The organism is Desulfomicrobium macestii (genome assembly GCF_014873765.1).
Lineage (GTDB): Bacteria > Desulfobacterota > Desulfovibrionia > Desulfovibrionales > Desulfomicrobiaceae > Desulfomicrobium > Desulfomicrobium macestii.
On the sequence record NZ_JADBGG010000018.1, the window covers coordinates 14,506 to 35,786 of the forward strand.

A 21,281-nucleotide genomic window follows, 5' to 3' on the forward strand; every position below is an offset into this window, starting at 1 on the left:
CTTTCAAGGAATCACGCGGGAGCAAGCATGGAAAAATATATACTCAGAAAGGCGACAATCGCCGATGTCAAAGCCATTCACCGGCTACTCATGGATTGCGCCACCAAACGGTTGCTTCTGCCCCGATCCTTCGGTGAACTCTATTCCCACCTGAGGGATTTCATCGTGGCCGAGGATGAAAAGTCCGGAACCGTGGTCGGCTGCTGCGCCTTGACCATCACCTGGGAAGCCTTGGCCGAAGTCCGGTCGCTGGTGGTTGCCGAGAGCGCCCAGGGCCAGGGCCTGGGGCGCAGGCTGGTGGAGTTTTGCGTCAGCGACGCCGTGACCTTTGGTGTTTACAAGGTATTCGCCTTGACCTATCAGGTCCCCTTTTTTCAGAAACTGGGTTTTTCGGAAGTGAGCAAGGACATCCTGCCGCAGAAGGTGTGGGCCGATTGTCTCAAATGCCCCCAGTTTCCCGAATGTGACGAAGTGGCCATGATGATTGAATTGTAAGTTTGACATATCGGTTCTCCGGGAGAATTCATGAAATTTGTACAGCTTTTCGACCGTTCGCAAATTGAAGCACGGGCCCAGGAATTGGGTCGGGAAATATCCAGCCATTATGGCGACGAGCCCTTGGTTTGCGTATGCGTGCTTAAAGGCGCCTACGCATTTTTTACTGATCTGATGCGTAATTTGAGCATCCATCCAAGCATGGATTTTGTTCGTCTTTCCAGTTATGCGGATCAGACTTCACGCAAATCGAAGATGGTTTTCTCCAAGGACAAGGAAATCGATATCAGGGACAAGCATGTGCTCGTGGTCGAGGATATCGTCGATACGGGCCATTCCATGGGCTTTCTGACCAAGGTTCTCGAGGCGCGTGGTCCCAAATCCATCAAGATCGCGGCCATGATCGACAAGAGAGAGCGCCGCGAGGTTGATGTGAATGTGGATTTTGTGGGTTTCCCACTGGATAAGGGATACATCGTCGGCTATGGACTTGACTACGCCGAGCAATACAGAGAACTTGACGGTATATACGATCTCAAATTCTCGGAAGCATAGACCCCTGCCTCCAGACTGAACTTTTTCAAGGAAAGGCCATGCTCGTTCAATGCCCTGAGTGCACCACCAAATACAATCTGGATGAAAGCAAGATCGGACACGACGGCAGCAAGGTCCGTTGTACGCGTTGCAAGAACGTGTTCACCGTGTTCCGCCCCATCTCCGAGGATGTCGTGACGCCGGAGGTTCCCGAACCAGCCTCCGCGGCCGGCGCATTCGAGGACGATTCTTTTGATGACGATCTGGCGTCGGCTTTCGAGGATAAAAAAGGTGCTCCCCCGGCCTCAAAGGATTCCTTCGAGGAAGAGTTCGCGGCCATGTTCGAGGATGTGAAGCCTGCGGCCGCCCCCAGGAAGTCTGCCGATGCCGACGCTTTTGAAGATGATCTGGCGGCCATGCTGGATGGGAAAAAGTCTCGGCCCGCGCCGAAATCCGCCGCAAACGAGTCCTTTGAAGACGACCTGACGGCCATGCTGGAAGAAAAAAGCACCAAGGCCGGATCGAAGTCCTCGGCGGATCAGGAAATGCTGGCCGATCTTCAGGGCGCCTTTCAGCAGCCTTTGACCGATCAGCTCGATCACGATTTGCGATCCGCCGACAGTTCTGCCCGCAAGTCCCGAAAATCCGGGGCCGCAGGCCTGATCATCGGCCTTGTTGTCCTGCTTCTGGCCTGCGGCCTGGGCGGAGTCTATTTCTTCCAGCCGGGCCTGCTCGGGCTTGCGCCCTCGGTTCCGGACGCTCCCGCGACCCAGGAAACCGTCGCGCGTGAAGGTGCGGCCCAGATCGCCTTGGAGAACGTGCGCCAGTACTTTGTCCCCAACGAAAAGGAAGGCCAGCTTTTCATCATTGAAGGCAAGGCCGTGAATCGTTTTCCCGAGGCGCGTGAGCTCATTCGCATCAAGGCCTCCCTCTTCGACAGACAGGGATCCGAGGTCGCCACCCAGGAATTCATGTGCGGCAATGTCGTTTCCCTGTACCAGCTTCAGGTTTCGACCCGGGCGGACATCGAGACGGCCCTTACCGCCAAGGTCGGCATTCTGACCAACAACACCAATATCCAGCCCGGCGCGTCCGTGCCGTTCATGGCCGTGTTTTTCCAGACCCCGGACTCTGTCGAGGAATTCGGGCTGGAAGTGATTCAATCCAGCGTCCCGCAGCAATAGCACAACTTTTGACCCACGAAAGGCAGGCGCAAGTCTGCCTTTTTTATTCCCTCATGAAAACAAAGAGCGCTTATGTGTGTACGGCCTGCAAGGCTGTCAGTCCCCGCTGGCAGGGGCAGTGTCCCAAATGTCTGGCCTGGAACACCCTGGAGCCGGCAATACGACAGTCCGGTTCGGCCATGGACATGCCCCTGAACCGTCCCGTCGATCTGCGTGAGCTGCCGACACTCCTCGAAGACCGTGTCAGCTCTCAGCTGTCCGGGCTTGACGGAATTCTCGGCAGCGGGTTCGTGCCCGGAGGCGTCATCCTGCTCGGCGGGGAGCCGGGCATCGGCAAGTCCACGCTGCTCTTGCAGGTGGGCGCGTCCATGGAGCGCTCCGGCAAGGGCGTCATCTATGTTTCCGGCGAGGAGTCCCTGTCCCAGATCCGCGGCCGAGCCGAACGCCTGGGCATGCTCGGAGACAGGCTGACCGCTCTTGCCACCAACCAGGTCGACGATATCCTGGCCTGCATGGAGGACGCCCCGGCGCTCATTGTCGTGGACTCGGTGCAGACCATGATTTCATCCAGGGTCGAAGGCCTGCCTGGTTCCGTCAGCCAGGTCCGGGCAGTGGCCACGGCCCTGACCGAGCGGGCCAAGCAGACCGGGGTCACGGTCATCCTGGTCGGGCACGTGACCAAGGACGGCCAGATCGCCGGCCCCAAGCTGCTGGAGCACATGGTCGACACGGTGCTGTACCTCGAAGGCGACAAGGAGCACCTTTTCCGCATCCTGCGCGTGGTCAAGAACCGTTTTGGTCCGTCCAACGAGATCCTGCTTTTCGAGATGCGGGAAAAGGGCATGAGCGTCATCGAGGACCCCTCTACCTTCTTCCTGCAGGCCCGGGACACGGCGCTCTCCGGCACGGCACTGGTCATGTCCATGGAGTCCCAGCGGCCCTTTGTGGTCGAGGTGCAGGCGCTGGTCACGCGCACCTTCCTGGCCTTTCCCCGGCGTACGGCCCTGGGCTTTGACGCCAACCGCCTGCATCTTCTGATCGCGGTCATGGAGAAGCGCCTGCAAATCAGTCTGGGGCAGGTCGATGTCTACGCCAAGGTCGGCGGGGGGCTGCGCATGAAGGACCCTGGCCTTGATCTGGGCATTGTCGCGGCCATTTTGTCGTCTTTTTATGACCGCTCCCTGCCCGAGGGCGCGGTGTTCTGGGGCGAGGTGGATTTGAACGGCCAGATCAGGCCGGTCACGGGGCATGATGTAAGGCTGCGCCAGGCCGCGAACCTGGGCTATGCGCCCATGGTCCACCCCAAGACCGGAGCCAGGGGGAAGGGATGGTCGCGGCTCGGGGATGTGCAGAGGATGCTGTTCGGGCAGACTGGGAAGGAGTGAGGATTTGATGCGTTAACGGATCGAGGAGTGGCGGTCGCGGTGCCGGCTCAGCCGGACGGGGGCCTCCGAAACTCCTTCGTGGGCCTCGTAATGCCGAATCGTTGCGTGCCGGGTCGGGAAGTCGGGATGAGACGAGCGGCAACGGTTCGGCAAACGATGCCTGACTCAGTCAGACAGTCGGCGCCCCCCGTCCGGCTGAGCCGGCAACGCGCGGATCGGGATTTGGCATTCTTTCATCTCGTCCAATCCTTTGCGTCCTTGGATTTGGGCTTGCTGCGCGAGGCTTTGAGCTTGCGGGTCCACAGGGACAGACGTTCCTCGTGGCCGCTGGTTTTGGCCTGGTAGAAAATGCGTCCCTTGAGTTCAGGGGGCAGGTAATCCTGTTCGACCCATGCCTCTGGGTAGGCGTGGGGATATTTGTAGCCCTGGCCGTAGCCCCACTCCTTTTGCAGGCTTGTGGAGGCGTTGCGCAAATGCAGCGGCACGGGCCTTGCGCCATTGGTCCGGACTTCCTTCATGGCCGCGAGATACCCTGCGTAGGCCGAGTTGCTTTTGGGCGCCAGGGCCAAATACACGGTCGCTTCGGCCATTGGAATCCAGCCCTCGGGCATGCCGATGCGTTCCACCGCCTGTTCACATGATACGGCCAAGGGCAGGGCCATGGGGTCGCCCAGGCCGACATCCTCGGCTGCCGAGAGAATCAGCCTGCGGCAGATGAAACGCGGGTCCTCGCCCGTCTCCACCAGACAAGCCAGATAATACAGGGCCGCATCCGGGTCCGAGCCCCTGATGGATTTGATCAGCGCCGACGCCAGTTCGTAATGCGAATCACCTTCCCGGTCTCCGCGCAGCACGATCTCCGGCAATCGGGTCTTGAGCTGGTCAGGTTCCAGGTCCTTTTCCTCAAGCCCCGCCGCGAACTCCACCAGATTGAGCATGGTGCGCGCATCCCCGCCCGAGAGGGTGGCCAGAAGCTCCAGGCTTTTTTCCGGGATGCGAGGGCCCAGCTTCTCCATGCCCCGTTTGCCTACATCCACCAGTTCGGCCATGCCGAGCGAGCGCAGACGCAATACGTGCAGCCGTGAAAGAAGCTGCCGTGTGACGCTGAAGGACGGGTTTTCCGTGGTCGTGGCAATGAGCGTCAGTTCACCCGTCTCAAGGAGCGGCAGGAAGAAATCCTGCTGGGCCTTGGAATAGCGGTGCAGTTCGTCCAGGATGAGGATTTCCTTGTCCTGAATCTGTTTGCGCAGGGCGGTTATGCCCACTTCGGGCGCGCTGACCCGCACGAAGGGCTTGCCCGCATGTCTGGCCAAAAGAAGGGCCACCGTGGATTTGCCGCAACCGGGAGGACCGAAGAGCAGAAGGCTCGGCAGGTCCTTGGACTGCATCAGGGTGCGCAGGCGCTGGCGAAAATGGCTTTGCCCGATGAAGTCGTCGAGGGACTCCGGGCGCAGGGATTCGGCGAGAGGTCGTTTTTGGGACACGATGATAATTCCGGCTAAATGCTTGTGGCCTGTTCCAGACACCCAAGAAGGGCCAGGGCTTCGGGTCCGTGGGCGGTGATCTCCACGGTCCTGGTCTCTCCCTCGGCCGTCCAGGACATGTCGATATGGGAGTCGGGCATGCAGTCCGCAGGGAGGTATTCGGCCCATTCCAGCAGGCAGAAATGGTCCGGGGCGAAGAGGGTTTCTTCCAGATCGGGATCAAAGTCCCGGCCCTCGGTGCGGTAAAGGTCGAAATGCCCCACGGGCGGCGTCGTGGGGTAGAGGTTCAGGATGTTGAAGCTGGGGCTGCTGACCTCGGCGTTCTCGCTTCCAGGCAGGGCCTGGACCAGCTCGCGGATGAAAGTCGTCTTTCCGGCCCCGAGCTGTCCGCGCAGGAGCACGGGGGGCAGGGCCGGACTGTCGGCGATGCATTCCGCGAAGGCCCGAGCCAGGGCTGCCGTGGCCTCCAGAGAGGTCAGAACAAGGATCATGAACGCGGGATCAGGGTTTTGAGGACGTCCTTCTTGCCGACAATGCCCAGCAGCTTGCCGTTGTCCGCGACAGGCAGGGTGTGGAATTTCTTGTCGACCATGAGGGCCGCGATTTCGTCGATGGTCATGTCCGGGGCGATGGTGACCACTTTGGTGCTCATGGCGTCGGAAACCTTGGAAGCGGCAATGCGTTTGACCTCCGCTTCGAGCAGCGCCGAGGAGGACAGGGGCACGAAGCCGTCCAGCAGGGTGAAAAGAGAGGGGATGGGCAGGCTTTTCTGCATGCGGACCAGATCGCTCTGGCACAGAATGCCGACCAGATGACCGCTTTCATCGACCACGGGGAGTCCGTTGACGCCCTTGTCGAGCAGGATCTTCACGGCTTCGGTTATGTCTGCATCGGGGCTGATGGTGATGACCTCGGCGGTCATGATATCTTGAGCTGTACGCATTTTTTCCACTCCTTCAGGGCGGTTGGCAGGTGATCGGCGATTTCCATGGGGGTGTTGCCCCGGTACGGGAAATCATTGGCGAGCTGAGTGCCCGCATATCCATGCCAGTACACGCCGATCCGGGCGGCGGTCAATGGCGGGTGCCCCTGGGCCACGAGGCTGCCGATGATCCCGGAGAGCACGTCGCCCGATCCGGCAATGGCCAGATTCGGGGCGCAGAACGGCGAGATGGCGATGGGATCTTCGTGTCCGGCGACGATTGTCGCCGCGCCCTTCAGGACCAGGTTGACGCGGTGTCCGAAAGAAAATTCCCTTGCGTAGCGGGCTCTGGCCAGATTGATGGCCCCGGCCGTGACGCCGAAAAAATTGGCCATCTCACCGGGATGCGGGGTCAGCACGGCGTCCTGCCCGACCAGGGCTAAAAGGTCGGGGCGCTGGGCCAGGAGAAAGAGGGCGTCGGCGTCGTAGAGGGTTTTGGCGTGCGGATTGGCCAGATAGCGTTCCAGGAATGCCATGGCTCCGTCACTGCGTCCAAAACCGGGTCCGAAGACCACGGCCGAGAAGCGCGAAAGGTGCGGCTGCAGGGAATCGAAACACTCGGAGCTCCATTGGTCCGAATTGCCAAGGCCCAGGGTCATGACTTCGGGGAAGCTGCCGTAGGCCGGGGTCAGGGCCTTGGGGCAGGCGATGCTGACCAGCCCCGCGCCGGAGCGGAAGGCCGCGCGGGCCGCAAGCATGGGCGCGCCGGTCAGTCCGGGGGAGCCGCCCAGGACCAGGATGTGTCCCGCCTCTCCCTTGTGCATGGTCGAGCCGGGTTCGGGCAGCAGGTTGGCAAGATCCGGCCCCAGGGCGATGTGGGCTGTGGGGTGTCGGTCCTTGATGTGCCGGGGAATGCCGATCTTGGACGTGACCAGCTTGCCCACATGGGCTTTGGCGGGAGGCAGGAAAAGCCCGAGCTTGGCCTCCTCGAAGGTCACGGTCATGTCGGCCTCGACCGCGATCGGCATGGGCTGGCCCGTGGTGCCGTTCAGCCCGGAGGGGATGTCCAGGGACAGGACATGGGAATGCATGCCCAGTTTGTTGATGGATTTGATCCAGCCCTGCATGTTGGGGCGCAGCGGACCCTCGAAGCCGGTTCCGAGCAGGCCGTCCACGACAATGTCGATCCTCGGCACCAGGTCCATTTCGTATTCGGGCAGGTAGGAGCAGGGGATGCCCATGTCCATGGCCAGTTTCAGGTGGTAGGCGGAGTCATGGGTGTACTGCGCGAGGTGCTTGGCGTGCAGGATGAGCACAGTCGCTCCGAGATTGACCAGATGCCTGGCCAGGGCGAAGGCGTCACCGCCGTTGTTGCCGGGACCGGCAAAAACCATGACCGATGCGTCACGCAAGGGCCCGAATTCTTTTTTGAGGGCGTAAAGAGCGGCCCTGCTGGCGTTTTCCATCAGGATTTGTCCGGAAAGTCCGAATTCATCGATGGTCAGTCTGTCCCAACGGGACATTTCCTCGGGAGTGGGCAAAAGGGTAACCATTTGATCTCCTTCGTGTGAGGTCGTCGTCGCTGCCTTCAAAAGTGGAAGGCGAGGCCCGGTTGTGGCCTTATGTATATGAGAGGGCTCTGTGCCATTATTTTTTGTCACGCGCCACCCATGTCCTTTTCCTCACGATCTTGCGTCGAGACCATGCCGATTTCGGGAAAATTGTCCTTGACTCGGCACTCTATCTTCTCCAAAAAAAAGGGCTTGCTGGGAAGTGTCGCCATGTCCGCGCCCCGGCTGAATTATTTGTCCGGAGGGGTCATGACGGATTCGGCGGCGCAGAGCCAGGCATTGCCGGTTGTTCAATTGCGAAACGTGGCAAAGAGTTACGACGGACACCACGCCTTGACGGACGTGTCCCTCGACGTGCAGCGCGGCGAGTTTCTGACCATTCTTGGGCCTTCGGGTTGCGGCAAGACGACCATCCTGCGCCTCGTGGCCGGCTTTGAGAGCGCCACCGCCGGAGTCATCTCCATTGACGGCAAGATCGTGACCGACCTTCCTCCGGAGCGGCGCAACGTCAATACGGTCTTTCAGAGTTACGCTCTTTTTCCGCACATGAACGTGTTCGACAACGTGGCCTTCGGGCTGCGCATGAAGAAGCGCCCTGCCGCCGAAATCGCCATCGAAGTGCGCGAAACCCTGCGTCTGGTCCAGTTAGAGGGCTTCGAGACTCGCATGGTCGGCAAGCTCTCCGGCGGTCAGCAGCAGCGCGTGGCCATCGCCCGGGCCATCATCAACCGGCCGCTTGTCCTGCTTCTGGACGAACCTCTCTCCGCTCTCGATTACCGGCTGCGCAAGCAGATGCAACTCGATCTCAAACACCTGCAACGCAAGCTCGGCATCACCTTCGTCCTGGTCACCCACGATCAGGAGGAGGCATTTTCCATGTCCGATCGCGTCGTGGTCATGAACAACGGCCACATCGAGCAGATCGGAACCCCGGTCAGCGTTTACGAGGAGCCCCGCAATCTCTACGTGGCCCGCTTCGTGGGCGAGATCAACATCATCAATGCCGAGGTGGTTGAGCTTGGCGAGGGGCGCGCCAGGGTGAGGGCGCAGGGGCTGGACGTGTTCATGCGCACCAGCCACGCCTTCCACCCGGGCGAAAAGGTGCACATCCTGCTGCGCCCGGAGGATCTGCGGGTCGAGACCCTGAAGGACCTGGCCGAGGACCCGGAACTGGAGGGTGTCTTCTCCCGCGATCGTTTCCTGGTGGGCACGGTGGAGGAGACCATCTACAAGGGCGCGACCTACGATGTCGTGGTCAGGCTGGATGCCGGAGGCATCGTCACGGCCACGGAATTTTTCAACGAGGACGACGAGACCGTCTATTTCAAGGCCTCGGATCGGGTGGCCGTGAGCTGGGTCGAAGGCTGGGAAGTGGTGCTGCCGTATGAAAAATGACGGCTTCTTCAAGCTTACCGTCATAGTTGGCGTCATCTCCTGGATGGCGATTTTCGCCTTTGTGCCCAATGTCCTGGTATTTTTGGCCAGTTTCAGCTCCACCTCGTCCGCGAATTTCATCGAGCCCGGCTTTTCCCTGAACAATTACGCCCGGCTGATGGACACGACACATCTCGACATTCTGCTGTCATCCCTGCGGCTTTCTGGGCTGGTCACGGTCATCTGCCTGGTCACGGCCTATCCCTTCGCCGCCATCCTGGCCCGGACCCGCAAGCCGCTGCGCAACACGTTGCTCCTGCTGGTGGTCATCCCCTTCTGGACGAATTCCCTGGTGCGCACCTACGCCATGACCGCCATGCTCAACTCCAGCGGCATCGTGAACAACGTACTGCTGTTTCTGGGCGTCATCGATGCGCCCCTGGCCATGATGTACACCCCCGGCGCCGTGGTCCTGGGCCTTGTGTACACGCTGCTGCCGTTCATGATCCTGCCCCTGTACGCCGCCCTTGAGCGCCTGGACCGCCGTTATCTCGAAGCGGCCCGGGACTTGGGCGCGAGCCCCTGGCGGGCGTTCTGGAAAGTGGTCGTGCCCCTGACCATGCCCGGCATTGTCTCCGGTTGCATGCTGGTCTTCCTGCCGGGCATCGGCATGTTCTACGTGTCCGACGTGCTTGGCGGGGCCAAGGCCATGCTGCTTGGCAACTTCATCCGCGACCAGTTCCTGACCACCCGCGACTGGCCTCTGGGCGCGGCGGCCAGCGTGACCCTGACCGTGCTCATGGGGCTCATGCTGCTCCTGTACTGGAAAAGCGCCGCCCGGCTGGGCAGGAAGGAGGCATGATGCGGAAATTGCGCATTCTCTACGCCACGCTGGTCTTTTTTTTCCTGTATTTGCCGCTTGGCGTCATGATCGCCTATTCCTTCAACTCGTCCCGGTTTTCCATGGCCTGGAAGGGCCTGACCCTGGACTGGTACGTCAAGCTCTTCAGCAACACCGCGCTCATGCAGGCGGCCCTGCACTCGCTTTTCATAGCGGCTCTGGCGGCGACATGCTCCAGCATCCTGGGCACGCTCATAGCCATGGCGTTGCAGCGCTGGCGCTTTCCGTCGCGCAAGGTCATCCGCACCTCGCTTTTTGTCATGATGATGTCTCCGGACATCGTCATCGGCATTTCGCTTCTGGTGCTCTTCATGGCCCTGTCCCTGCCCCTGGGCTTCTGGACCCTGCTCATGGCCCACGTCACCCTGTGCGTGCCCTTTGTCGGCATCACGGTTTACGGCAGGCTCCAGGGGTTCGACCCGCATGTGGTGGAGGCCGCGCGCGATCTCGGAGCGGGGGAGTACGAGGTCTTTCGACACGTGGTCCTGCCCATGGTCTTTCCCGCCGTTCTGGCCGGGTGGTTTTTGAGCTTCACCCTGTCCATCGACGACGTCATCATCAGTTTCTTCACCACCGGACCCACGTTCGAGGTACTGCCCTTGCGCATCTATTCCATGGTCCGACTGGGGCTCAAGCCCGAGGTCAACGCCCTGTGCGCGATCATGATTCTTATAACCGCTGTGGCGGTCTTCGCGTCCCAGCGCTTTTTGAAGGAGAAATCATGAAAAGATTGGTATTGACGGTCCTGTGCCTCATGCTGGCCACCCAGGTTCTTGCGGCATCCAAGGAACTCTATGTCTACAATTGGTCCGAATACATGCCGGACAGCGTGCTTGAGGATTTTACGAAGGAGACCGGAGTCAAGGTCATCATGTCGACCTATGACAGCAACGAGGCCCTGTACGCAAAGATACGGATGGTCGAGGCCAAGGGGTACGATATTATTGTGCCGTCCACCGATTTCGTGGCGCGCATGCACAAGGAAGGCCTGCTCATGAAGCTGGACAAGTCCAAGCTGAGCAATCTTGGCAACCTCAATCCAAAGCTGATGAATCAGTCCTTCGATCCGGACAACAACTACAGCGTGCCCTACATGTGGGGATCGACGGCCATCGCCGTGAACACCAAGGATCCGGCCGCGGCCTCGGTGACGTCGTTCGCCGACCTGTGGAAGCCTGAGCTGGCAGGAAAGATTCTTTTGCCCAACGACATGCGCGGCGTGCTCGGCATGGGCCTCAAGCGCCTGGGCTATTCCCTCAACGAGACCGATCCGGCCAAGGTCGCCGAGGCCTGCGAGCTTCTGCAGCCGCTCATGTCCAGCGTGCGCGTCTTTGATTCCGATTCGCCCAAGCAGGCCATGCTCAACAACGAGGTGCAGGCGGCGGTGCTCTGGAACGGCGAGGCGTACATCGCCACCGGCGAAAATCCGGATATCCGCTACATCTATCCGACAGAAGGCTACAGCCTCTGGATCGACAATCTCTGCATCCCCAAGAACGCGGGCAACGCGGACAACGCCCATCTCTTCATCGACTACCTGTTGCGTCCCGAAGTGGCGGCGTTCATTTGCCAGGAGATGGGATATTCCACCCCGAACCTTGCGGCCCAGGCGATCCTTCCCGAGGACGTGCGCGGCAACGCCATCGTCTATCCCGGGGCCGAAGACATGGCCCGGGGCGAATTCGAGACCGATCTCGGACCCGCCGTGAAGGCCTACGAGGAATGCTGGATGCGGCTCAAGACCAGGTAGCGACAAAGGTTCGGATGAATGTTCGCGGCGCGTCCCGGTGGGGCGCGCCTTTTTTTGTCTTGTCGTTTCCATCGATCGCGTTTCAAAGCGGCTTTTCGCAGGTTTGGCGTTGGAATTCGTGTCTGGTCATGGTAACAGGCTTGGCGAATGCACCAACGCGGCGAAGCTTCTTTGCCGGACTGGAATTTAATCTGGGGGTGACCATGGATTCCGAATTGCGCAAGCGTCTGGATGACTTTTTCGATGTGGGTTTCGGCAAGACCACCGGCATCGACACGGCTCTGGAGATCACCAAGATTTACGCCGGATCGGCCGCCGCCGATCCGGACAAGATTCCGGACCTCTTTGTACGGCTGGTTCAGCTTTTCGAGCCCCGGCTCGAAGTCCGCGACTAGCGTTGAATTGACAGCCCCGGGCAAGTCGGCCATGAACTCGGCTTTTGCGAACATTTTCGTGAGGCGGCAATGAGCTTTTGTGTCAAGGATATTCTGCGCATGCAGGTCGCGCCGGCATTGGGCTGCACCGAGCCCGTGGCCGTGGCCCTGGCTGCCGCCGCTGCCACGGCTGTTCTGCCCGGCAGACCCGAGCGGCTGGATTTGTGGGTCGATCCCAATATTTACAAGAACGGTCTGGCCGTCATCATTCCCGGCACGGGAGGTCTGAGCGGTCTGGATCTGGCCGGGGCGCTGGGCGTTTTCGGCGGGGACGCCGCGCTGGGCCTGGAAGTCCTCGAACCGCTAAACGACGAGTCCGTGCAGGCCGCCCGGACCCTGGTGCGTGACGGAAGGGTGACCCTCAACCTGCTGCATGAGCAGCGGGGGCTTTTCATCCGCGCCGAGGTTTTCGACGGCTCGCACGTGGCCGAGGCGGTCGTTCGCGACATGCACGACAACGTGGTCAGCGTGAGCCTTGACGGCACCCTGTTGCCTCGCGCCCAGACTTCCGGGAAAGTCGCCGCCTCAAGCGAGATGCCGCGTCTGGAGGCATGGATCAAGGGCCTCGCCCTGGAGGATCTGGTCCGCCTGCTCGACGATCTGGACGACGAGGACCGCGAATTTCTGATGGAAGGCGTGCGCACCAACGTGCGCCTTGCCGAGCATGGTCTGAAATTCGGGCCCGGCCTTGGCATAGGCAAGGCCCTGGACCGATTGGTCCGGCAGAAGCTCGTCTGCCGGGACATGATCCTGGCCGCGCGCATCCTGACCTCCGCCGCCTCCGATGCGCGCATGGGCGGAGTCAAGCTTCCGGCCATGAGTTCCGCCGGAAGCGGAAATCACGGTCTGACCGCCATTCTGCCCATCTGGGCCATCCGCGAATTCATCACCTGCGAGGAAAAGGACGTGCTTGAAGCCATGGCGCTCAGTCATCTGGTCACGGCCTACGTCAAGGCCCACACCGGACGGCTTTCCGCCGTCTGCGGCTGCTCCGTGGCGGCCGGGGCCGGAGCCAGCGCCGGGGTGGCCTATCTGCTGGGCGGCAATCTGGCGCATATCGCAGGGGCCATCAAGAACATCATCGAGGACCTGGCCGGAGTCATCTGCGACGGGGCCAAGGCCGGCTGCTCCCTGAAGCTGGCCACGGCCGCGGGAACGGCCGTACAGGCCGCACTTTTTTCGCTGCAAGGCGTCAATGTCATGGACACCGACGGCATCATCGGCGCTTCGCCCGAGCAGACCATGCAGAACATAGGCATGCTCAGCACCGAAGGCATGATCGAGACTGATCGGACCATTTTAAAAATAATGCTGGCCAAACGCTTCTCCGGATTCTGATACCGGACGCCGGCCAAAAGGAGTACATACCAATGAACATATGCATTGTCGGAACGGGGTACGTCGGACTGGTGTCCGCGGCCTGCTTCGCCGAGATGGGCAACGCGGTGACCTGCGTCGACATCAACCCCGACGTGATCGAGCGGCTCAAGAAGGGCGAGGTGCACATCTACGAGCCTGGCCTTGAGGCCATGGTCCGCCGCAATTTCCAGGAAGGCCGCCTGACCTTCACCACGGATCTGGCCGAAGGCCTGAAAGACAGCCTCTTCGTTTTCTGCTGCGTGGGCACCCCCGAAGGCGAGGACGGCACCGCCGATCTGCGCTACGTCCATCAGGTGGCCCGCGACGTGGGCCGTCAGATGAACGATTACAAGATCATCGTGGACAAATCGACCGTGCCCGTGGGCACCGCCGACAGCGTGCGCGCCACCGTGCAGGAGGAGCTGGACAAGCGCGGGCTCAATATCGAGTTCGACGTGGTTTCCAACCCCGAGTTTCTGAAGGAAGGCGACGCGGTCAACGACTTCCTGAAACCCGACCGCGTGGTCGTGGGCACCGATAACGTGCGCACGGCCGAGCTTCTGAAGAGCCTCTACGCCCCCTACGCCCGCAGTCGCGAGAAAATGATCATCATGGGCGTGCGCAGCGCTGAGATGACCAAGTACGCAGCCAACTGCATGCTGGCCACCAAGATCTCCTTCATCAACGAAATCGCCAACATCTGCGAGAAGGTCGGAGCCGACGTGCGCGACGTGCGCCACGGCATCGGGGCGGATCATCGCATCGGCTACCAGTTCATCTATCCGGGCGTCGGCTACGGCGGGTCCTGCTTCCCCAAGGACGTGAAGGCGCTCATCGGCACGGCCCAGGGCGTGGGCTACGAGCCGCAGCTCCTGAATGCCGTGGACGAGGTCAACGATCGCCAGAAGACCGTCATCGCGCGCAAGATCGAGACCTATTTCGCCGAGCAGGGCGGTGTGAAGGGCAAGACCTTGGCCTTGTGGGGTCTGGCCTTCAAGGCCAACACCGACGACATGCGCGAGGCCCCCTCCCTGGAGCTGATCCGGCACCTGACTGATCTTGGCATGCGCGTGCGCGCCTTCGATCCGGTGGCCGGTCCCAATGCACGCCGCATCCTTCAGGACAACCCGCTGGTGGAGATATGCGAGGATCAGTACGAGACGCTCAATGGCGCCGAGGCCCTGGCCGTGGTCACGGAATGGAACCAGTTCCGGAATCCCGAATTCGCCAGGATCAAGGCGGCCCTGGCCGCTCCCATCCTCTTTGACGGCCGCAACCTCTATTCGCCGGCGCTCCTTGCAGCCGAAGGGTTCGCCTATTTTTGCGTGGGCCGCTGAGGCTCCGGCGCAAAATCGCCTCTCATAACAAGCAAAGCCCCGGCCGGAACTCTCCGGTCGGGGCTTTGTCGTCTGCATGTGGATACGTCGTGACGCGGGGCTAGAGCACCTGCGCCACCGCCCCCGCGATCTGGTCCAGGTCGTCGATGAGGTGGAAGCCGGAGTCGGCCATGGCCTGGAGTTTGACCTCTATGCCGCCAGCCCCTTTTTCGAGGATGGCTCCGGCGTGGCCAAGGCGCTTGCCAGGAGGGGCCGTGCGCCCTGCGATGAAGCCGAAGACCGGGAGTTCGAAGCCGCTTTCCCGCATGTATTGCCCAAGCTCCTCCTCGGCCTTTCCGCCAATCTCGCCCAGGATGACCACGGCGCGTGTCTGCGGATCGTGGCGCACCAGTTTGCACAGGTCCGTGAAGGAGGTGCCCACGAAAGGATCGCCGCCGATGCCGACGCACACGGATTGTCCGATCCCCGCTTTGGTCAGCCGGTCCACGCATTCATAGGTCAGGGTGCCGCTGCGCGAGAAGACGGCCACCGGGCCGGGGGTGAAGATGTCGCCGGGCATGATGCCGATCTTGGTCTTGCCGGCCATGACCAGGCCGGGACAGTTGGGCCCGATGACTCGTGTCGGGCTGCCTTTCAGGCGCTCCAGGGCGCGCAGCATGTCGAGCTGGGGGATGCCGTCGGTGATGCAGACCACCCAGCCGATCCCCGCGGCAGCGGCCTCCAGCACCGCATCCGGAGCCATGGCTCCGGGCACGAAGATGATGGACGCGTCGATGCGCATGGCTTTTACGGCCTCGCGCACGGTGTCAAAGACCGGGACTCCAAGGACCTCGGTACCGCCCTTGCCGGGGGTCACTCCGGCCACGACCTTCGAACCGTATTCCTGCATCAGGCGGCAGTGCAGTTGCCCCTGCTTGCCGGTCAGGCCCTGGACCAGGATGCGGCAATCGTCGGGCAGGGGGAAGGGCGTGCTCGTCTGGCGCGGCCGGGCCGGGAGCAGGGGGGCCGTGGACGGGACGATCAGGGGCTTGTGCCGGGCTTCGGGCCTGTCGCCCTTGAGTTTTTCCAGGGCGGCGCGGGCCGAGGTCAGATCGGGGCACAGATGCAGTCCGTTCAGGGCTGCCTGGTTCAGGAGTTCCAGCCCCTGGACCGAGCCGTTGCCCGCGAAGCGGACCACGATTGGTTTGCGCGGCTCCTGCCCGTCCAGCGCTTCGAGCATGGACCGGGCTACCTTGTGGCAGGACAGGATTCCGCCGAAAATGTTGATGAAGACCATGCCCACGCGGGAGTCGTCAAAAAGGATGTCCAGGGCCGTGCGCATGGCTTCGCTGTCCGCGCCTCCGCCCAGATCCAGGAAATTGGCCGCCTCCAAGCCCGAGTAATTGAGGATGTCCATGCTGGCCATGGCCAGGCCCGCGCCGTTGACCATGAGCCCGACATAGCCGTCGAGTTTGTGGTAACTGAGGCCCGCCTCGCGGGACCTGTTTTCCTCGTCGCTTAAGTGCGCGGCCTCGAAAAAGCGGTTCAGGGAAGGATCGATGCCGATCCTGTGTCCGTCGATCTCGACCTTGCCGTCCAGGGCCAGAAGCCCTCCGTCCGTGGTGATGACCAGGGGGTTGATTTCGGCCAGGAGCAGACGATGGCGCAGGCAGCAATCGAAGAGGTTTGTGAGCAGGGCATGGAAGGGTTTGGAAAGTTCCTTGGGCAGGCCCAGGTGGAAAAAGATGTTGCGGATCTGAAAGGGGGCCAGTCCGGTGTCGGGGGCGGCGTGTTCGATCAGCAGGGTTTCCGGGGCGCAGGCCTCGATGTCCACCCCGCCGAAGCGTCCGGCGGTGATGACGAAAGAGCGGCTTTGACGGTCCAGGGTTATGGAGAGATACAGTTCGCGAGTGTACGCGGCCTTGGGTTCGATGCGCACCAGCTTGACTTTTTCGCCCTTGATGGCGAGCGTGAAGAGCTTGGTCAGTTCGCTTTCGGCCTGCTCAAGGGTATCCGCCATGCGGATGCCGCCGGCCTTGCCCCTGCCGCCGCTCAAGACCTGCGATTTAAGGACCCAGGGCAGCGCGAAAGGGGGGGCCGGTTCGTCTCCCGGCCCGAGAAGCGTCCCTCGGGGGACAGGAATGCCCGCCTCCTCGAAAAGTCGCTTGCTGTTGTGTTCATTGAGCTTCATGACTCTCTCCTCGCTTCAGCTGTTGTCAAATACCATGCCTTGGACTATCACCGCGAAATGACATTCGGGACGGGGCTTCCGGGTGGTGACTGCCCGGGCCTCGCGATTTTGTCTGTTGCATACCTGCCTTGGGTTGAAAATCAAGAAAAATTACGACAACACTCTTTTTTTATTCATGTAATCCGTCAAAAATGCAAAAATTAAGAATTTTAATCACCATCGGATTGGCCTTGACGTTGAATCTTTTTTCGGCGTCGGTGCTGCGGGCCGATTCCATCGCGCTTACGGATCTCGGGGTGGATAACGCCCAAGGCTCCGTCTCAGTGGGTTTCAGCGTCGTGATCAATGAAATAGCCCCCCTGATGGAGGCCTTGCAGAACGGCGGACAATACGAGGTGCGCTGTTCCGGCAAGCTTTACAAGCGCCGCCTTGGTTTCTGGGATGCCTTCCTGGCCGAGGCAGAGTACTCATGCACCGTGGCGAGCAAGCCCATCGCGCGTGAATGCGTGGTCACGGATCACCGGGGCAGTCATACCTTTGAGTTCACGGGCCTGGAGGACGAACTGAACCGTTTCTGGTCGCGACTGTCCTTGCCCATGGGCAGTTGGGACGCCATCGAGCGCGGAAAGGCCTACCGCGTCGTGCTCACGTTCAGCGTCACGCGCACCAATGTTCCGGGCTGGGTCAGCAAGCCGCTCTTTTTCGTCAGCTGGGACCTGGTCCCCGAAGTGGTGTACGTACTGGATTTCGATTTCTGATTTCAACCAGCCGCGAGGAGCATGGACAAGTCATCTCGTCACATTCCCGTGCAGGAACGCACCGCGCATGAACGTCGCAAGCGGCAGCGGGAAATCACCCTGGCCGCCGTAGGCATCTTCCTTATCGTCATCCTGACCTGGATCGAGCTGCGCCTGCTGGGTCTCAATTCCTACCTTTTCTTCGCCCTCTTCAACGTCAATCTGATCCTCCTCATTCTGGTTCTCTTCCTGGTCCTGCGCAATGTCATTAAACTCGTGCTGGATCGGCGCAGGAGGGTGCTCGGGTCGGGCCTCAGAGCCAAGCTGGTCCTTGTTTTCGTCACCCTGTCCATGGTCCCGACCTTCATCATGTTCGTTCTTTCGACCTGGTTCGTGCAGACCTCCGTCGATTATTGGTTCCAGGCCCAGGTCGAGACGTCCATGGATCAGGCATTGAGCGTGGGGCAGGATTTTTATGCGTCCGCCGAATCTGGTCTTGAGATCAAGGCACTGGGAATCCTTGAGCATTTGCGGGAACGGAAGCTGGATTTCAAGGCCAAGGGGGCGGACGAGGCCCTGCGGAAAAAAAGCCGTGAGTACAGACTGAGCCTGAGCGGCGTGATCACCGGCACCATGCAGCAGAAACACTGGGAGTCCACTCCGGTCTGGAACGACATCTGGCCCCGGATCAGAAGCGAAGTGCCTTTTGCCGAGCTGGCCAAGGGCGCCCGGTATTGGAGCACCCTCTGGCCGCATGCGGATTCGGATCTGGTGATCGGGGTCATGCCCGTGGACGAGGCCGGGTCGGCCTTTCTTGTCGTAGGCGCGGAGGTGGGAGCGGGTTTTCTGGACCGGCTGGAACTGATCGCCCAGGGCGTGGGCGAGTACAAACAGCTGCGCAGTCTCAAATATCCATTGAAAATGACCCTTTACATGGTCCTTGGACTCATGACCATGCTCATCTTTCTCGGGGCGACCTGGTTCGGGTTTCGGCTGGCCCGGGAACTTAGCGCCCCCATCCAGGCGCTGGCCGCTGGAACCCAGCGCATCGCCCAGGGTGACCTTTCGGTCCGGCTCATGGACGAGTCCCGCGACGAGCTCGGTCTTCTGGTCCAGTCATTCAACAGCATGGCCGAGGATCTGGAGCAGAGCCGCACGCACCTGACCCGCGCCAATCTACAGCTCGAAGAGCAGTATCAGGCGCTTATCGCCAAGAATCACTACGTACAGGCCATTTTGGAGAATATCACCGCGGGCGTTGTTTCCTTGGACAGGGCCGGACGGATCACGACCATGAACCGCGCGGCCGAGGGCATTCTCGGGCTTGAAGCCGGTGCGCTCATCGGCGAGTCCGCCCTGGACCTGATGGGCCCGGCCCATCGTGGGCTGGTGCAGGAAGTCAGTCAGCTGCTGCGCGGCAGTCCGGGATCCCAGTGGCAGCGCAGGCTCGACCTGGAGGTCGGCGGCGAAACCATCAAGCTTCTGATCAACGCGGTGGCGCTGATGGACAACGAAGGTGGGGACAGCGGCATCGTCGCGGTTTTCGAGAACATTTCGGAGCTTGAAAAGATGCAGCGTCTCGACGCCTGGAAGGAAGTGGCCCGGCGCATCGCCCATGAGATCAAGAATCCGCTCACCCCCATCAAGCTCTCGGCCGAGCGGCTGGAGCGCAAGTTCGGGCCCGTGGTGGCGGACCCCGTCTTCACCCAGTGCACGGGGCTCATCGTCAAGCAGGTCGAGCATCTGCAGGAAATGGTGCGGGAATTTTCAAGCTTTGCCAAACTGCCCGAGGTGATGCTTTCCGCCGGTCGCGTCGAGCCCCTGCTGCAGGAGGCCATCTCGGTTTTTTCGAACAGTCACGCTTCCATTCGCTGGGTCCTTAGGGCCGAGGATGTCCCTGCGGTCATGCTCGATCGCGAAGCCATGGGCCGTGCCATCTACAATATCCTGCTGAACGCGGCCGAAGTGTTGGCCGATCAGGAAGACGGACGGGTCGAGACCGTTCTCTATGCGCGCAAGCGCAAGGGCAGGATCTACATAGAGATCAGCGACAACGGCCCTGGCATCAAGCCCGAGGAACAGTCGCGCATGTTCGAGCCCTACTACTCGACCAAGCGCAGCGGCACCGGCCTTGGCCTGGCCATCGTCAAATCCATCATCAGCGACCATCACGGGCATATCCGGGTCAAACCCAACGAACCGGCCGGCACCACCTTTGTCATTGAACTTCCGGCCGCACGCGGCGAGGCATGATGCATACCAACGCTTCCATTCTCATTATCGACGATGAACGAGACATCCGCCTGTCCCTGCGCGGGATTTTCGAGGACGAAGACTGGCAGGTGACCGAGGCCGGCAACGGAACCGAGGGGCTTGGGCTGGCGCTGGAAGGGGATTTCGATCTCATCTTTCTCGACATCTGGATGCCCGGCATGGACGGCATGGCGGTTTTGTGCGCGCTGCGGGACAAGGGCGTGGACACTCCGGTGATCATGATCTCCGGCCACGGAAACATCGAGACCGCGGTCACGGCTCTAAAAAACGGAGCCTTCGATTTCATCGAGAAACCCCTGTCCCTGGACAACGTTCTGGTCACGGCGGGCAAGGCCCTGGAGCTGTCCCTGCTCAAGCGTGAAAACAGGGAGCTGCGTTCCCGCATCCAGCCCGAAGAGGCTCCGACCATAACCGGGTCTTCGCCGGGCATTGTCCGGCTGCGCGAGCTTGTCGCCCAGGTCGGCCCCACCGAGGCCTGGGTGCTCATCACCGGTGAAAACGGGACCGGCAAGGAGATCGCGGCCCGGGCCATCCACCGCGCCAGCAAACGGGCTTCCAAGGAGATGATCTGCGTCAACTGCGCGGCCATTCCGGAGGAGTTGATCGAATCCGAGCTGTTCGGCCACGAAAAGGGCGCCTTCACCGGCGCGGACAAGGCCAAGAAGGGCAAATTCGAGCTGGCCGACAAGAGCACCCTGTTTCTGGATGAAATTGCCGACATGAGCCTCAAGACCCAGGCCAAGATCCTGCGCATCCTGCAGGAGCAGAAATTCGAGAGGGTGGGGGGGACCAAGACCTTCAAGGTTGACGTGCGCGTCATCGCGGCCACCAACAAGGACCTCGTGCAGGAGATGGTCGAGGGGCGCTTCAGGCAGGATCTGTATTACCGGCTCAATGTCTTTCCCCTGTCCGTTCCACCGCTGCGCGAGCGGGCCGAGGACATTCCGGAGATGATCGAGTTTTTCTCGCGGCGCATGATCGAGGAGCAAAGCTTGAGGCCCGTGCGTTTCGATCGGGAGTCCCTGGATCTGCTCAAGCGCTACGCTTGGCCCGGCAATGTGCGCGAGCTCAAGAATTTCGTGGAGCGGCTCTTCATTCTTTATCAGGGCCAGGAAGTGAACGTCTCCATGCTTCCGCCGGAATACAGGGCCAGCGCCGCCCGTGACAGCCTGGCCATGGTCCCGGACGGAATCACGGACTTCAAAGAGGCCCGGGCCCGGTTCGAGGAAGCCTTCCTGCGCCGCGAGCTGGCCCACGCAGACGGAAACGTCGCGCGGATGTCGGAAAACATAGGGCTGGAGCGGACGTATCTGTACCGCAAGCTCAAGACCTACGGCCTCGGCGCTGAAGAAGGGCGCTAGCGCGGCAGG

20 protein-coding genes are annotated in these 21,281 nt (G+C 61.1%); 14 read left to right on the forward strand and 6 right to left on the reverse strand.

Annotated features, from left to right (window positions below):
* Positions 1-27: 27 nt before the first annotated feature.
* Genes H4684_RS12145 through radA form a run of 4 tightly spaced genes read left to right on the forward strand, consistent with a single transcriptional unit; the run spans position 28 to position 3,598 of the window.
* On the forward strand, positions 28-495 hold the full coding sequence (locus tag H4684_RS12145; protein WP_092190939.1) for an N-acetyltransferase: 468 nt from the start codon (positions 28-30) through the stop codon (positions 493-495).
* Between the two features lie 30 nt (positions 496-525).
* Positions 526-1,050 carry a hypoxanthine phosphoribosyltransferase gene (gene hpt / locus H4684_RS12150; RefSeq protein WP_192623944.1) on the forward strand — a complete coding sequence of 175 codons (525 nt, stop codon included), beginning with the start codon at positions 526-528 and terminating at the stop codon, positions 1,048-1,050.
* Between the two features lie 38 nt (positions 1,051-1,088).
* A complete protein-coding gene (locus tag H4684_RS12155; protein WP_192623945.1) occupies positions 1,089-2,213 on the forward strand; it encodes a DUF3426 domain-containing protein in 1,125 nt (374 codons plus the stop codon).
* A gap of 53 nt (positions 2,214-2,266) precedes the next feature.
* Positions 2,267-3,598, forward strand: coding sequence for a DNA repair protein RadA (gene radA, locus H4684_RS12160; RefSeq protein ID WP_092191427.1), 1,332 nt, complete (start codon positions 2,267-2,269; stop codon positions 3,596-3,598).
* A 233-nt stretch (positions 3,599-3,831) separates the two neighbouring features.
* Here the strand turns inward: radA and H4684_RS12165 are convergent, their stop codons facing one another.
* From H4684_RS12165 to H4684_RS21000, 5 genes are all read right to left on the reverse strand, one after another.
* Entirely contained in the window at positions 3,832-5,082 is a 1,251-nt protein-coding gene (locus tag H4684_RS12165; RefSeq protein ID WP_407644769.1) for a replication-associated recombination protein A, read from the reverse strand.
* Between the two features lie 14 nt (positions 5,083-5,096).
* The gene (gene tsaE / locus H4684_RS12170; protein WP_092190943.1) at positions 5,097-5,573 is read right to left on the reverse strand and encodes a tRNA (adenosine(37)-N6)-threonylcarbamoyltransferase complex ATPase subunit type 1 TsaE; all 477 of its coding nucleotides are present in this window, start codon (positions 5,571-5,573) and stop codon (positions 5,097-5,099) included.
* A complete protein-coding gene (locus H4684_RS12175; protein ID WP_092190945.1) occupies positions 5,570-6,025 on the reverse strand; it encodes a CBS domain-containing protein in 456 nt (151 codons plus the stop codon). The genes tsaE and H4684_RS12175 overlap by 4 nt, the downstream gene beginning before the upstream one ends.
* Complete coding sequence (locus tag H4684_RS12180) at positions 6,001-7,557, reverse strand: NAD(P)H-hydrate dehydratase (protein WP_192623947.1); 1,557 nt, start codon at positions 7,555-7,557, stop codon at positions 6,001-6,003. The genes H4684_RS12175 and H4684_RS12180 overlap by 25 nt, the downstream gene beginning before the upstream one ends.
* A 104-nt stretch (positions 7,558-7,661) precedes the next feature.
* On the reverse strand, positions 7,662-7,787 hold the full coding sequence (locus H4684_RS21000; RefSeq protein ID WP_264080952.1) for a hypothetical protein: 126 nt from the start codon (positions 7,785-7,787) through the stop codon (positions 7,662-7,664).
* A gap of 37 nt (positions 7,788-7,824) precedes the next feature.
* Here H4684_RS21000 and potA point away from each other — a divergent pair, with 37 nt between their 5' ends.
* From potA to H4684_RS12215, 7 genes are all read left to right on the forward strand, one after another.
* Positions 7,825-8,970: a spermidine/putrescine ABC transporter ATP-binding protein PotA gene (gene potA / locus H4684_RS12185; protein ID WP_192623948.1), complete on the forward strand. Its 1,146-nt coding sequence runs from the start codon at positions 7,825-7,827 to the stop codon at positions 8,968-8,970.
* Positions 8,960-9,811, forward strand: coding sequence for a spermidine/putrescine ABC transporter permease PotB (potB, locus tag H4684_RS12190; RefSeq protein ID WP_192623949.1), 852 nt, complete (start codon positions 8,960-8,962; stop codon positions 9,809-9,811). The genes potA and potB overlap by 11 nt, the downstream gene beginning before the upstream one ends.
* Positions 9,811-10,575, forward strand: coding sequence for a spermidine/putrescine ABC transporter permease PotC (gene potC, locus H4684_RS12195; protein WP_092190953.1), 765 nt, complete (start codon positions 9,811-9,813; stop codon positions 10,573-10,575). The genes potB and potC overlap by 1 nt, the downstream gene beginning before the upstream one ends.
* Positions 10,572-11,600, forward strand: coding sequence for an extracellular solute-binding protein (locus H4684_RS12200; protein WP_192623950.1), 1,029 nt, complete (start codon positions 10,572-10,574; stop codon positions 11,598-11,600). The genes potC and H4684_RS12200 overlap by 4 nt, the downstream gene beginning before the upstream one ends.
* A 203-nt stretch (positions 11,601-11,803) precedes the next feature.
* Positions 11,804-11,995, forward strand: coding sequence for a hypothetical protein (locus H4684_RS12205; protein ID WP_192623951.1), 192 nt, complete (start codon positions 11,804-11,806; stop codon positions 11,993-11,995).
* A 69-nt stretch (positions 11,996-12,064) separates the two neighbouring features.
* Positions 12,065-13,372, forward strand: coding sequence for an L-cysteine desulfidase family protein (locus H4684_RS12210; protein ID WP_192623952.1), 1,308 nt, complete (start codon positions 12,065-12,067; stop codon positions 13,370-13,372).
* A 32-nt stretch (positions 13,373-13,404) separates the two neighbouring features.
* On the forward strand, positions 13,405-14,730 hold the full coding sequence (locus H4684_RS12215; RefSeq protein ID WP_192623953.1) for a UDP-glucose dehydrogenase family protein: 1,326 nt from the start codon (positions 13,405-13,407) through the stop codon (positions 14,728-14,730).
* Positions 14,731-14,830: 100 nt separating this feature from the next.
* Here H4684_RS12215 and sucD read toward each other — a convergent pair whose 3' ends face one another.
* The gene (gene sucD / locus H4684_RS12220) at positions 14,831-16,900 is read right to left on the reverse strand and encodes a succinate--CoA ligase subunit alpha (protein WP_192623954.1); all 2,070 of its coding nucleotides are present in this window, start codon (positions 16,898-16,900) and stop codon (positions 14,831-14,833) included.
* Positions 16,901-17,130: 230 nt separating this feature from the next.
* Between sucD and H4684_RS12225 the strand changes: the two genes are divergently transcribed.
* From H4684_RS12225 to H4684_RS12235, 3 genes are read left to right on the forward strand one after another with little or no spacing between them, the layout of a single operon-like run.
* Positions 17,131-17,658 carry a DUF4390 domain-containing protein gene (locus H4684_RS12225; protein ID WP_192623955.1) on the forward strand — a complete coding sequence of 176 codons (528 nt, stop codon included), beginning with the start codon at positions 17,131-17,133 and terminating at the stop codon, positions 17,656-17,658.
* A 21-nt stretch (positions 17,659-17,679) separates the two neighbouring features.
* Positions 17,680-19,890, forward strand: a complete 2,211-nt coding sequence (locus tag H4684_RS12230) for a sensor histidine kinase (protein WP_192623956.1) — start codon at positions 17,680-17,682, stop codon at positions 19,888-19,890.
* The gene (locus H4684_RS12235) at positions 19,890-21,272 is read left to right on the forward strand and encodes a sigma-54-dependent transcriptional regulator (RefSeq protein ID WP_192623984.1); all 1,383 of its coding nucleotides are present in this window, start codon (positions 19,890-19,892) and stop codon (positions 21,270-21,272) included. Before H4684_RS12230 ends, H4684_RS12235 begins: the two co-directional genes overlap by 1 nt.
* The last annotated feature ends 9 nt before the right edge of the window (positions 21,273-21,281 follow it).